The sequence below is a fragment of the Flavobacterium cupriresistens genome (genome assembly GCF_020911925.1).
In the GTDB taxonomy this organism is placed as follows: domain Bacteria; phylum Bacteroidota; class Bacteroidia; order Flavobacteriales; family Flavobacteriaceae; genus Flavobacterium; species Flavobacterium cupriresistens.
In genome coordinates this window covers 2,378,434-2,391,547 of record NZ_CP087134.1, presented here as the reverse complement: position 1 = coordinate 2,391,547, position 13,114 = coordinate 2,378,434, and the positions used below count along the sequence as shown (strand labels likewise).

The window sequence follows — 13,114 nt, the reverse complement described above, 5'->3', positions numbered from 1 at the left end:
ATTTTTTTTATTCTTCAACTTCGACACTGTTTTTGTCTGTTTCAAAAAGAATGATTTTAAGTTTAATGTCTTTTGGTAATTTTGATTTTAGAATTCCGAAAATAATCCAGGCAAAATTTTCGGTAGAGGCTATTTTGTTTACAAATTCCAGACAATCAAGATTGAGATTTTTATGATCAAAACGGTCTTCGATTTCGTTTTTAATAATAGTTCCCAAGACTTTCATATCCATAACATAACCCGTTTCGGGATTAATTTCTCCTGTTATTTTTACAATAAGCCTAAAGTTATGCCCGTGATAATTGGCATTATTACATATTCCAAATGTTTCTTTGTTTTTTTGGTCAGACCAATTGGGATTGTGCATTCTATGGCAGGCATTAAAATATGCTTCTCTGCAAATGGTAGTTTTCATTGTTCGTTTTTTTAAGCTAATTATAAAATTCCCTCACATTTGGTAACAACCAATCCTTCTACTGGATGAAAATGGACTCCTATTTTCTGATTTTTGAATTCAATCCAAAATGTCACATTCAAAAAATGTCCTTTTTCTTCAATAAAAGTTATTTGTCTAAAAGCAGTCATTAAAGCTGATTTCCAAACTTCTAACGTAGTAGCCTCCATTTTTTGAAGTCTGATTTGCTGTAAAAATTCAGTTTGTAAGCTTGTTTTGTATTGCTCAAATTCAAATTTCTGTGTAATTGCTATCCCTGAATCTTCATCATTAAGTTTAAAAACCAAAGAGGAAGAATCATCAAAAACAAATTCAATAACATCTATAAAATGGTAATGTTCGTCAGGATTTGAAACATTTATCCAATAATAATAGAAAACCGAAAGGATTTTTTCTTTTATATTAAAGTCTTTCAAGTGTTGTATTTCTTCGGGATTCAGGCAGTCTATTTTATGTATCACTAATTTTATTTTACGGGTAAATTTTTATAAATCCTTGAAAGCGGGCGTTTCCAAAATAGAAATATCAAAAGCTTCATCTTCTATTTCATTGGTATTGATTACCTGAAAGTTTCGTACATCTACCATATCATTAAACTCTGGTGATGTGTTGATTATGACACCTCCCAATAAAAAAATACGTTTACACGCAAACTCTTTTTTAGACATTTTGACCAGCAGCTGTATTTTTTTATGAATTTCTTCATAGAAAACTTCCGTGATTTCTTTTTTAGGATTATGTGCTTGTAAAATTCTTTGCTTATAAGGCATTACTGTTCTTTCCAACAATATTTACTGGTAATCCAACTCGGAGTTGATAGGCACATAGACTTCACTTTGTTGCTGTAATCGCTCTAGTCCAAGCATCAAAGCTCCGCAGCTATTAGTTAATTTGCGTTGTCCGGGTCTTCGCATTTCGCCGAGCACTCCTCGGTCAGAAATTCCAATATGTGGGGCATAAAAAATAAAAGCATCACCTCCATCGGGAATATGATGTGCAAATGCAACCATTCCTGTACGGCCTGAGTAGGGCAGTCCACCCAAGCCTCCCATAGAGAAGGGGCGTGCCAAAACTTTTCTAAAATCTGTAGAAACATTAACATCATCCGAACAGAGCGAAGTTGCAAAAAGCATTTTTGTAAGGTCGGATTGGTATTCTTTTTCTAAAAAATTCAAATATTTACTCGTTACGATTTCACCTGTTTCGGCATTGGGATACTCCATTAATACAAATTGATTCATAATGTTTTCAGGATTTTATTTTGACAATTTTCACAAGTTCCTTCTATAAATAAATTCATGCTTTCCATTCTATTCTTACCCAATACTAAAAGATATTCTACAGGTAAATTGGGTAGTGAAACCACAGTCTCACAATCTTTGCATTTAAAATGAGATCTGCCGTCACAATCAGGTTTATGAAGGTTTAAGGTATAAACTGCCGTGCCGGATGCATTACAGAATTTATCCAAAATCCCTTTCTCTGCATAAGCTTTCAGGTTTCTGAAAATACTGGACCGCTCGTGACTGTAATGGAATAATTTTTCCAGATCTGACAACGAAAAAGCCTTTTCAGAACCCAGAAAAACAGCCAAAACATCTATTCTGTTTTGGGTTATTTTGAGTCCATTTTCTTTTAGAATTGCTTTAGCCTTTTGTATCATTGCTAAATCATTTTAAAAAAGTCTTCTCGAATGCGGATACCACCAAACTTCCCCCCATATTCCAGCGTAGTGGTTTTACTGGATTTGTCGTTCACTCCACGGGTAGAAACACACAGATGCTCTGCTTCAACCACCACAATTACATCATCTGTCTGCAGGACCGTTTTCAATTCGTTAAAAATCTGCATTGTCATTCGTTCCTGCACCTGAGGCCTTCGACCATAATATTCTACAATCCTGTTCATTTTTGATAATCCGATGACTTTACCCGACGAAATATAACCTATATGAGCCTTTCCAATTATGGGTAAAAAATGATGCTCGCAGGAAGAATTAAAAGTAATATCACTTTCAATTAGCATTTTGCTGTACTGGTATTTATTGTCAAAAACCGAGATTTTGGGTTTGTTTTTGGGATCCAGTCCTGAGAAAAGTTCTTTAACGTACATCTTTGCCACGCGGTACGGGGTACCGCTTAAGCTGTCATCTGCGAGGTCTAAACCTAATTCCTCCATTATTTTTTGATAATGAAAAGAAATGGTTTCTATTTTTTGGTCGTCAGTTCTAGCGAAAGCATCACTGCGCAAAGGCGTTTGTGCAGATGTTCCGATATGGTTATCGCCCAATATGTCAGCTTGTTCTTGATTATTCATTTTCTAAAAAATATAATTATTGTTTTCTAATCTAATTTCTCTACAAGCAGCCTATCCATTGATGCCTTCAGATTTATGTTGCTGGTCGAATTTCTTTTACTTGTTTTCATTTTCAAGATCCTTAAATAAATAGCTCGGCCGGATTCCATCATTTTTTGATATTTTTCGCTGGTGTACCTTTCAAAATCACCATCGATTGCGTGGTAATAAATTTGGCAAATCTCGACGTTGGGATAAATAATCAAGGGCTGAATTACAAAAATTTCCAGTGTCCAATAGCCCTTAAATACCACATCTCCGAATCCTGCAGTAACATGGATAAACATCCCAAGGCGTCCAATACTCCTTCGTCCTTCCAGCATCGGTAAATAATTATGTGTTTTTGTATACTCTACCGTTCTGCCCAGGTACAGCTTATTGGGTTCTAACAATAACCCTGATTCAGGAATAGTAAGCGGAGTTGTCTTGTTTTCAATCTTCAGGTCTAAAATACTGTGGTTATACACCAGCAAATCTTCATGCAGTCTCAAATTATAACTATTAGGATTGAGTTGCCTTGCGTCAAATGGCTCAATCGAAATGTCTGTTCCGAGCCTTTTCACTATTTCTTTTCCGCTTAAAATCATTTTAGATTATTTTGAGTTCTTTTCTAAAATTTTCAATAAATTCTGAAACCAATACCGCTCCTGTATCACCCTGGCCATGAACGCGAACCGAAACTTTGTTTTCCTCGCTTTCTTTTTCACCCACAATAAGCATATAAGGGATTTTTTGGGTTTCGGCATCCCTGATTTTGCGTCCTATTTTCTCATCCCTTTGATCAACCTCGATCTGCTGATCGAATTCTTCATTGATCTGATCAGCTATTGCCAGGCAATACGGAATATATTTTGCGGCAATAGACAGTACAATAACTTTTGTAGGGGCCAGCCACAGAGGGAAATTGCCACCGGTATGTTCGATTAAAAGGGCAATAAAACGCTCCATTGAACCAAACAATGCCCTGTGGATCATTACGGGCCTGTGTAGGGCATTATCTGTTCCTGTGTAAGTCAGATCAAAATTTTCAGGCATCATATAATCTACCTGAATGGTACCAATCTGCCATTTTCTTCCAATGGCATCGCGGACCATAAAATCGAGTTTTGGCCCATAAAAAGCGGCTTCACCCTCTTTTGTCGTGCTTTTCATTCCACGTTCCTGGGTAGCTTCTATAATGGCATTTTCTGCCAGGCTCCACATTTGGTCTGTACCTAAATATTTTTCTTTATTTGTGGTATCCCGCAGTGAAATTTGGGTATGAAAATCGGTAAAGCCTAATTTTCCGTAAACCAGGTTCACTAAATCAACTACCTTTAAAAATTCGTCTTTAAGCTGGTCGGGTCTGCAATAAATATGGGCATCATCCTGCGTAAACCCACGTACACGGGTAAGTCCGTGCAGTTCCCCGCTTTGTTCATACCGATAGACCGTACCAAACTCGGCATATTTAATGGGCATTTCTTTATAACTTCTGGGTTTTGTTGCATATATTTTGCAATGATGCGGGCAGTTCATGGGTTTGAGAAAGAATTCCTCATTCTCGGCTGGCGTTTTTATAGGCTGAAAAGCATCCTGCCCGTATTTGGCATAATGTCCTGAAGTAATATAAAGTTCTTTTTTACCAATATGCGGACTTGCCACGTGCTGATAACCGGCGCGCATTTGTATTTTTTTTAAAAAACCAATTAAATTTTGTCGCAGCGCTTCTCCTTTTGGAGCCCAAAGCGGCAGGCCCATTCCAACTTGTTCATCAAAATAAAAAAGCTCTAATTCTTTTCCGAGTTTTCGGTGGTCCCGTTGTTTTGCTTTTTCTATTCCCTCAAGATACTGGTCGAGTTCTGCTTTTTTGGGAAATGCAATTCCGTAAACACGTGTCAGCATTTTATTTTTTTCGTTGGCACGCCAATACGCTCCGGCAATTGCGGTAAGTTTTACGGCTTTGATAAATGAAGTATTGGGGATGTGAGGTCCTGCACACAAGTCTGTAAAATCTCCTGTCTCATAAAATGTAATATTCCCGTCGGGCAGATCATCGATCATCTCTAACTTATAGGAATTGAAATTTTGTGTAAAGAAGTCAGCAGCTTGTGCTTTTGAAACTTTTCTTAGAATGTTACCTGATTTTTTTTGAGCCAGTTCCAGCATTTTGTTTTCAACTGCTGTAAAATTAGCATCGGTAAACTTGTGCTTGCCAAAATCAACATCATAATAAAATCCGTTTTCTATCGCTGGTCCTGTTCCAAGCTGAATGCCCGTGTATAATTCCAACAGTGCCGCTCCAAGCAAATGAGCCGAGGTGTGCCAAAAGGCATTTTTGCCTTCATCATCGTTCCAGGTCAGCAAAGTGACTTTCGAATTATTTTCAATGCTGGTGTTTATGTCTATAACTTTTCCATCTACGCTTGCTGCTAAAACTTCTTTTGCTAATGAATTACCAATAGATTGTGCAACATCAAGCAGGTCAACCGATTCTTTGTCAAATGTTTTTTCTGTGTTTGAGGGTAAGAATATTTTAATCATATTTATTTCTTGGGTCTAAAAATTCGAATCTCTGCCGGATTGCATATCATAAAAGGGCCTTCCAATAAATCAATACAATAAGGAATTGCCGGAAAAACAGCTTTCAGGCAAATTTCTATTGCACTGGGTTTGCCGGGAAGATTCACAATTAATGTCTGGTTTCTAATTCCGGCTGCCTGTCTTGATAGTATGGCAGTGGGAACATGGGCAAGGCTTTCTTTTCGCATTAATTCACCAAAACCGGGCAGCATTTTCTGACAGGCTCTTTCAGTAGCTTGGGGCGTTACGTCACGCAGAGCCGGACCTGTTCCGCCTGTTGTTAAAATCAGGCAGCATTTTTCTGTGTCTGATAAGTAAACTAATTTGTCGTATATCAATTCTTCTTCATCAGGAATTATGCAATAGGCAAAATCACAACTGTCGCTGGTCTAATTATCTACAACTCTTCTTATTTCCTGGCCGGAAAAGTCTTCGTATAATCCCTTGCTGGCACGGTCTGAGATGGTTAGTATTCCAATTTTCAACTTTCCCATTTATAGTAATTGGAGGTGTTTATTTTTAATCATATAATTCCTCGAGGCTCTGCCTCGGGGTGAGATGCAAAAGATTCTTATATTTGTTAGATGAGTGAACATATTTTGAAACGTCATAATAAGAGTTTGTTGCTTTATCATTTGGTTTGTCCGATAAAATATCGTCTTAGTGTTTTATCTGAATCTGTTGAGATTAGTTTAGTTGAAGTTTGCGCAAATATTTCAGAACGATATGATATTCATTTTATAGAGATTGGAGCGGATGAAAATCATGTGCATTTTTTGATATAAAGTTTACCAAATATTTCAGTTGAAATTATTGTGAGAACTATAAAAAGTATTACAGCTAAAGAAATTTTCCGATTGCATCCAGGGGTTAAAGTAAAGTTGTGGGGAGGTAATTTTTGGACAAGTGGTTATTATATAAATACAGTTGGTCAGTATGGGAATGAGAATGTGATTCAAAAATATATTCAAAATCAAGGTGATGAAAAAAATGTTTACAAATCATTTAACAAAAATCAATTACGATTATCTTTCGAGTAACACGATACCTCGAGGCTCTGCCTCGGGGTCATTCATTAATTGCACTTTTTGTTATTCGCTCTGCGGTTTTTAATTCTAACTGTTTTCCAATAAAGACCAAGTGGCTTTTTGAAATCAGCTGCTTTTCAGCTGAAGTTATAATCACTGTCTTTCCAGTTGTCTGTACTAAAAAGACTTTATTTTCTGAATTCATAACATATCCTTTTATCCTGTAAATCTGATGATAGTACAAATACAGGTTTCTGAAAATCTCATATTTCAATTTCTGAATATCAAAAAAATCACCTGTTTCATAAAGCACTGTTTTAATTTTGTGAACACTCTCTGAGTTAAAAACACTGGAAGGAATTGCTGTTTTCCGACTGTTCTCTACTTCTAAGTTTAGTCGTTCCAGCGAACCTTCATTGGATAAACTGATATTGGCATAAGGATTTATAGCCTGTATAAATCCCTTTATTTCATTTAGAGTTTCCGTTTCGACAAGACTGTATTTATTAATGACCACCATATCAGCAGCAACGATCTGCTTTTGTACCTCGGTATTTGAATCTTTATAGAAAAGAATATTTTCAGCATCAACTACTGTTACGATCTTTTTTAAACAGAATTCTTCCGCTACAAAAAGAGAGGTAAATCTTGCTGCAATTTCACCTGCATCAGCAATTCCTGTCGTCTCAATAAACAAGTTATCCGGACGGTTTTCTCTAGTCACGATTCTTGCCAAAGTTTCCAGTAATCTGTTGTTCATCGAACAGCAGATACAGCCGTTTGTCAGTTCATAAACGGAGTCGAAACTGCCATTTATCAATGTGGAATCAATATTAATTTTGCCAAACTCATTTTCAATGACTACATTTTTTTCCGCATTAAACTGTCTTAGCAAATCATTGAGAAGTGTTGTTTTTCCAGATCCTAAAAACCCTGAAATTATGTAAACATTTATTTTTTTTGAATCTTTCATTTCTGGCTTTTCCAATTTGATTATATACGCAAGAAGCAGATTACAATTTTACGTAACTACTTAAATAATTAGAATACAAAATTGATGTAGTAAACTTGCTGAGGTTGTAATTCTCGCCGGACAGATTATCCTAAAGAACAATAGTCATTGACTTAAAATGAAATCGAGTGAAAATACTTTTATGGAATAATGGAACAGATGAAATTATCCATACAAGGCAGAACAAAATTTATCAGAAATAATATTTCCTGACACATCAGCCCGCTTGTTTGTAATAAACAAATACAAGACAAGAAAACTGCCTTGCTTTTTTATTATTGATCATTAATCATTAATATTTTCCTTTACGATTTTAAAGGATTGGCGGTGCCCTGAGAGCAAAAAGACTTCCTTTAAAAAAAGAAGAATGCTGCTGGAAGCAATAGATCGGAGAATAATTTTCACTACTGCTTTTATAAAACTGGAAAAGATAAACAGTTAAGGCTGTAAATAAGCTAAGGCTAAAATCACAAGTAAAACATTTCTCAAATGTACTGTGATCGTCGCTTATTTCAGCTTTTTCTTTACAAAGGTGATCATGGTGTTCTTTCTCTTGAATCTGATGGGAATGATGCTCATAAGAATGTATTGACTGAAACAGTATTGAAAACAACACCGTTACAGACAGGATAATACTAATTATGATCCATTTTTTTTTCATTCCTATACACAATAATTAAGCGGACTTAAAAAGAATATGCAAAAATATCTTCTTTGTAATTTAAGTACTGTTTTAATTATTGCAAATATATAAATCTAATTCATAAACGCAACAAAGTTGCATTATTATTTATTGAAAAATGAATCTTTAATTTTCAAATATCGATAGTTCGAAGACTAAATTATGCAAAAAAATTAATGAAATAGAATTGTTATTTTAAGTTCTAATTGCAACAAACAATTATTTATTTCTTACCTTCGTACTTGTAAAGATTTAATATCCTGCAAGTTAAGTGACCCTATAGGTGACCCTTTTTTAATTTATATAACTTAGCCTTTGTATTTCCTGGGATTGACATAAAATCAGCGGAACCTCTTTCTCCGCGGAACTTTTAAAACCTTCAACAAAAGTTGAAGGTTTTTTTTTGTTTTTACTGCATTATGTTTTTGCAATACCAGTTCTTAGGTTGTTTTAAAAAACAAATTTTATTTAAAACCTCCCGTTCTTTCATAAACATAAAATACTTCTTTCTCGTCTCTTAAGACAAAAAAAAATCTCAACCAACCCATTCCAGTTCTCAACATAAAAAAAAAAAACACGATCAATCAAATTTTACCGCCTTAGCAGTAAAAAACCACAAATACGAAGTAAAATCAAAGCTACCTCAGCATAACAGCCATAAATTACCGCCAAAACAGTAAATATTACTATCACATTCCAGAAAATCATTCAGTTCTTCCTGTATTACCATTTTTTAAATCAACACAAAACCCCTTACCATTTTTCACAACAGTAAGGGGTTCTAATTTATCAATCCACCAATTTTTACTTAAAATACACACCAACCAGATTGCCGGCATTATCTCTAAGGTAAACTGAAATTCTAACGTTTTTTTCGCCTCTGTAGTCAATGTAGGCTCTTTGATACAATTTGTTAGCATCTACCCAATCCGATTTTTCAAACTGGATGCTGTTGCTATTTACAACCGTAAGTTCAGAAGAGTCAGATCCTTGACTGGTTGGAGTTCTCCAGGTAAAGAAAATTTGTGAGGCTCCTCCGAATGCTTCAAAATTCTCTCCTTTTAGCTCATGCTTTTCGTTACTGTTAAGAACAATACATCTTACGCCTTCGATTTCTGAAATCATACTTTCCGGTATGGTTATATAAGGTAGTTTTAAATCTTTTACATTAAAATATGCTTTTTTGGTTGTAACAGAACGGTTTCCATAAACTACTTTTAATTTGTAGCTTCCTGCCGGCATATCTTCTTTTTTAGGCATTACTATTTTTAGCCTGTCAGCGTAACCGTTGTCGTTTAACACTTGGGCTTCATCGATACTTAAAGGATACTCTTTCGAACCGTCTTCAGCAACTAGAGAAACTTTATTTTCGTTTTTGTTTTTAGAAAAACCTTCACCAAAAATCGTATAGTCATGTCTAAAACTTGCTTCTATCGGAGTCTCTACGCCTTCTACATTGATTATTGGCTGGAGATAGTTAATTTTTAAGGTGTAGGTTTTCTCAGAACCGTCTTCTGCTTTTACTCTATAAGTTGTTACTTTAACCGGGTCGATCTCGGTTCCGGACAACGGCAGTACTGATGCTTTGTCTGACAGTACAATAGATGGTTTTAATGTCGCAGGAAGTTGTGCATTGCAAGGCCAATTTAATTCAATTGTTGCGCCCTCAATCTTACCGTAAATCTGTTTTCCTTCATGTTCTACTTTAAACTCATTTATATTATTGTATGGTAGCCCATCAGAATTTTCATCATTGGAACAAGAACTTAAAACCATCATTAGAATTAAGCTAATTGTTTGTATTTTAAAAAATAGTTTCATTGTATATACTTTATTATTAAATTCTTAATTATTTTTCTCCTTGCATTTTGATTAACTTAACCGGTCTTTTTAGCAAGACTGATCTGGAGTAATTCTCAACTCTCACCTGATATTCTCCTACAGCCATATTCTCAGGGAAATAAGCATTTATACCCGTTTTGCTGGTGGATATCTTTTTCAGCTCTGTTTCTTTTCCTGTCGCATCTATAAAGAACACTTTTGTTATTTCGATTCCGTTTACTCTTTTTATGATTTGATCAGAGGCAATTCGGATGCTATTTTCTATTACTGTAGGTCCTTCTCCCCAATCTAAAGTTGCTGTTCTCGGATATTCTTTAACCTTTGCGCCTTCGTTATACAATTCTTTCACTACAATATCCGGCTGATAGGTTACAATCTCTAAGGTGTATTTTTTTAATTCTCCTTTTTCATTTTTTAAGGTATAAACAAGCGCTTCTTTTTTGTTTAATAAATAATCACTTACGTCTTGTATCAATTTATTTTCGGATCTATCAACTAACGTATATCCTGTCGCCAATTGAATATCAAGTTCAATCGCAGTAGCTCCTAAATAATACGGCAGGGTTAAAACGATCTTTTTATCGACTTCGCTTACGATAGCATTTATTTGTTCAGGGGTATTTATTACTTTAAAAGAGGCAATACTTTTTTGATAAGACTCCGCTGGTATGGTGTCCTCGTCGCTGGAGCATGCTAATAAAAGGGTTCCTAATGCAAGTAAAAGTGCAAACTTTTTCATATTCAATTATTTTATTTATTTGGTAAATTTTTTTGTTCCGTTTTTCTGAATTGTATATTTAAAACTGATATGTCCCGGCTTATGGCTACGGTTCGGATCCTCAGGATTGTTTTTATATATACTTTGTATACTTAGTTTTACGTAATTTCCTTTATTGGTTTTTATCACAATAATTCTTGGAAGTGCATAAATAACATGCTCCTTATCGCGACCTGCGTTCGGAAACAACCCACCTCCCATGTCGTAAAAGCACCAGCCTTCTTGTCCTCCCATAAACAGGTTCAATCCGATTTCAGACATTGCTGTCATTTCTTTTTCGGCTGGTATTTCTGTTAATTCCTCCAATGCCTTGTCAAATAAACTTCTTTCCGGTGCACGTTTGGGCATCATTTCAATTGGATCAAAGTAGTCTGCTTCGATCTTAGCGCTTTTGTACAAGAATATTTGTGATGTACCTGCTCCCTGATAGCCTGAGGATTTCTTATCCAGCTTGTTGTTTGCTTTTATAGAGGTATTAAAAGCTCCCGACAATTCTATATCCCATTGTGACGTTTGGACTAAAGCTTTGTCAACAACCTTATTTTCATCGAGATTATAATATATAGGATCTGCAATATCGGTATAAGAATCAGATCCGGAATTGCTTAACAGATTGGTTACCGTATAGGTTTCCACTTGCCCTTTTGGTGTTTCTATTATTTTTTCTTCTGTTTCATCACTAGAACACGAACCCAAAATCAGCGCTTGGGCAATAATTAATTTTAAAAAAACTTTACGTATCATTACTTTATTTTTATTTAATCTAATTAATAATTGCAAAGTTATCACCGATAAATATTTAAAAGAGAACGTGTTTATTTAAAAAAAAGACGCGAAATAACACTATCCTGAAATCATTAAATTATCTCGATCGAAGCGCAATTGAATAAAAAAAGTAGCTGGATACAGCTATTCACGTTTAATTTAGAAGACTATTTTGGCGCTATCAAAAATTAAAAAGTTAAATAATTGTGATACTAGCAACACTACTACTATTATGCCTAAGCTTTCTCAATTCGGTATTTATTTTTATTCATTCTAAATAAAAACAATAACTTTGTGCTCTAGAATGGGAATAGATTTTAAACAAATAGCTAAAAAGAAATGGTCTCTAATCAGAAAACTATCTCACTAGTACAAGAATTAAACAATAAAATAGGGATTGATATAAAACAATCTAAATTACAGTCGATAAACACAACATCATCGTCTGTAAATCCATCTTATGGATGTGGGAAAATGTACACTTTTGAAACCAATGGCATTTTTCTGCACATTATAGATATTAAATTAAACAAATGTGTAGATATCGAATTCAACTGTAGTATGAATTCTCTTCTAGCTACTTATATTGTAAATGGTTACTGTTTGTTTAGGTCTAAAAACAATAAAACAGAAACCTTGTACAGACCTTTTATGCAATATCTTCAAATGACAAATGATTCTAATGCAATTGCTAAATTTGGAAAAGAAGAGTCTATTTATATCGTACAAATCGTCTTTTCGGAAGAATATATGAAAAAGTACAATCCTGTTTTCTTATACAATAATGCACAAACTATATTTAATAATACGATCCCGCAAGAAATTATAAGGTCGATTATTGAATTAGGAACGATCACCAAAAAAAAGCTATGTTTCCATCTGTACATTGAATCAAAGTGTATTTCTTTATTGTCGAGTTTAATTGAAAGTTTTACAAGAGATGAATCGACCACACAAAACCAAAACCTCTATCTAAAATATGTCTACGATATTAAAAAATACATCGACAAAAACTTACATCTCAATCATACTTTAGATGAATTAAACAAAAGCACCGGAATTAGTAATTTCATTTTAAACAAAGAATTTTCAAGATTTACGGGAAAATCGGTAGCGAAATACATCAAATCAAAAAAAATGATTCTGGCCAAAGATCTTGTCACTAAAACTTCTTTGCCGGTTTATGAAATCGCAGATCGGATTGGGTATAAAAATGCTACTCATTTCTCCAATGCCTTTAAAAAACATTTTAACACTTGCCCTAAAGATTATCAGGACTAATTTGTTCACGTTGCTAATTCTCTTATCCCTCAAAATCAAACAGATTTCAGCTTATTTTCTGAGTTACGATAATACAAATATTTTTCAATATTAAAAGGTTCATTTTTAATAGCCTTTTGTTTTGGCCTGATGTGATTGAGTTAAGATGATTTTTTACGCGGATTGTGCGGATTTTACTGATTCCGCGGATTTTTTTTATTTCAATCCGCTAAAATCTGCGAAATCTGCGTGAGACTTTTTTTTGACAATCCTTAACTTAGTGATATGTTTTCACGCAGATTCTGCGGATTCTGCGGATTCTGCGGATTTTTTTTATTTCAATCCGCTAAAATCTGCGAAATCTGTGTTAGACTTT

At 34.6% G+C, this 13,114-nt stretch carries 12 protein-coding genes and 3 pseudogenes; 3 read left to right on the top strand and 12 right to left on the bottom strand.

Annotated features, from left to right (window positions below):
* Positions 1-7: 7 nt before the first annotated feature.
* The 8 genes and pseudogenes from LNP23_RS10430 to mog form a co-directional block, all read right to left on the bottom strand.
* Entirely contained in the window at positions 8-415 is a 408-nt protein-coding gene (locus tag LNP23_RS10430) for a 6-pyruvoyl trahydropterin synthase family protein (RefSeq protein ID WP_230004823.1), read from the bottom strand.
* A gap of 20 nt (positions 416-435) precedes the next feature.
* Positions 436-915, bottom strand: a complete 480-nt coding sequence (locus LNP23_RS10425) for a hypothetical protein (RefSeq protein ID WP_230004822.1) — start codon at positions 913-915, stop codon at positions 436-438.
* Positions 916-939: 24 nt separating this feature from the next.
* Positions 940-1,677 (bottom strand): annotated as a pseudogene (locus LNP23_RS10420) (hypothetical protein).
* Between the two features lie 14 nt (positions 1,678-1,691).
* Positions 1,692-2,117 (bottom strand): Fur family transcriptional regulator, encoded by a 426-nt coding sequence (locus LNP23_RS10415; protein WP_230004821.1) that lies wholly within the window; start codon positions 2,115-2,117, stop codon positions 1,692-1,694.
* 2 nt (positions 2,118-2,119) lie between these two features.
* Positions 2,120-2,770, bottom strand: coding sequence for a GTP cyclohydrolase I FolE (gene folE / locus LNP23_RS10410; protein WP_230004820.1), 651 nt, complete (start codon positions 2,768-2,770; stop codon positions 2,120-2,122).
* A gap of 26 nt (positions 2,771-2,796) precedes the next feature.
* Positions 2,797-3,396, bottom strand: a complete 600-nt coding sequence (locus tag LNP23_RS10405; protein WP_230004819.1) for a dCTP deaminase — start codon at positions 3,394-3,396, stop codon at positions 2,797-2,799.
* Between the two features lies 1 nt (position 3,397).
* Positions 3,398-5,332, bottom strand: coding sequence for a threonine--tRNA ligase (gene thrS / locus LNP23_RS10400; RefSeq protein ID WP_230004818.1), 1,935 nt, complete (start codon positions 5,330-5,332; stop codon positions 3,398-3,400).
* A gap of 2 nt (positions 5,333-5,334) precedes the next feature.
* Positions 5,335-5,736: pseudogene (mog, locus tag LNP23_RS10395) on the bottom strand (molybdopterin adenylyltransferase); the annotation flags it as partial.
* 219 nt (positions 5,737-5,955) lie between these two features.
* On the opposite strand from mog, the pseudogene tnpA reads away from it, so the two are divergent.
* Positions 5,956-6,411, top strand: a pseudogene (gene tnpA, locus LNP23_RS10390) (IS200/IS605 family transposase).
* A 28-nt stretch (positions 6,412-6,439) separates the two neighbouring features.
* Here the strand turns inward: tnpA and LNP23_RS10385 are convergent.
* A complete protein-coding gene (locus LNP23_RS10385; protein WP_230004816.1) occupies positions 6,440-7,372 on the bottom strand; it encodes a CobW family GTP-binding protein in 933 nt (310 codons plus the stop codon).
* 528 nt (positions 7,373-7,900) lie between these two features.
* Here LNP23_RS10385 and LNP23_RS10380 point away from each other — a divergent pair.
* Positions 7,901-8,044: a hypothetical protein gene (locus LNP23_RS10380; RefSeq protein WP_230004815.1), complete on the top strand. Its 144-nt coding sequence runs from the start codon at positions 7,901-7,903 to the stop codon at positions 8,042-8,044.
* Positions 8,045-8,897: 853 nt separating this feature from the next.
* On the opposite strand, the gene LNP23_RS10375 is transcribed toward LNP23_RS10380, so the two are convergent.
* From LNP23_RS10375 to LNP23_RS10365, 3 genes are read right to left on the bottom strand one after another with little or no spacing between them, the layout of a single operon-like run.
* Entirely contained in the window at positions 8,898-9,914 is a 1,017-nt protein-coding gene (locus tag LNP23_RS10375; protein WP_230004814.1) for a hypothetical protein, read from the bottom strand.
* A gap of 28 nt (positions 9,915-9,942) precedes the next feature.
* A complete protein-coding gene (locus tag LNP23_RS10370) occupies positions 9,943-10,674 on the bottom strand; it encodes a hypothetical protein (protein WP_230004813.1) in 732 nt (243 codons plus the stop codon).
* A 15-nt stretch (positions 10,675-10,689) separates the two neighbouring features.
* Positions 10,690-11,457: an HmuY family protein gene (locus LNP23_RS10365; RefSeq protein WP_230004812.1), complete on the bottom strand. Its 768-nt coding sequence runs from the start codon at positions 11,455-11,457 to the stop codon at positions 10,690-10,692.
* A 360-nt stretch (positions 11,458-11,817) separates the two neighbouring features.
* Here LNP23_RS10365 and LNP23_RS10360 point away from each other — a divergent pair, with 360 nt between their 5' ends.
* The gene (locus tag LNP23_RS10360) at positions 11,818-12,759 is read left to right on the top strand and encodes a helix-turn-helix domain-containing protein (RefSeq protein WP_230004811.1); all 942 of its coding nucleotides are present in this window, start codon (positions 11,818-11,820) and stop codon (positions 12,757-12,759) included.
* Positions 12,760-13,114: the final 355 nt, after the last annotated feature.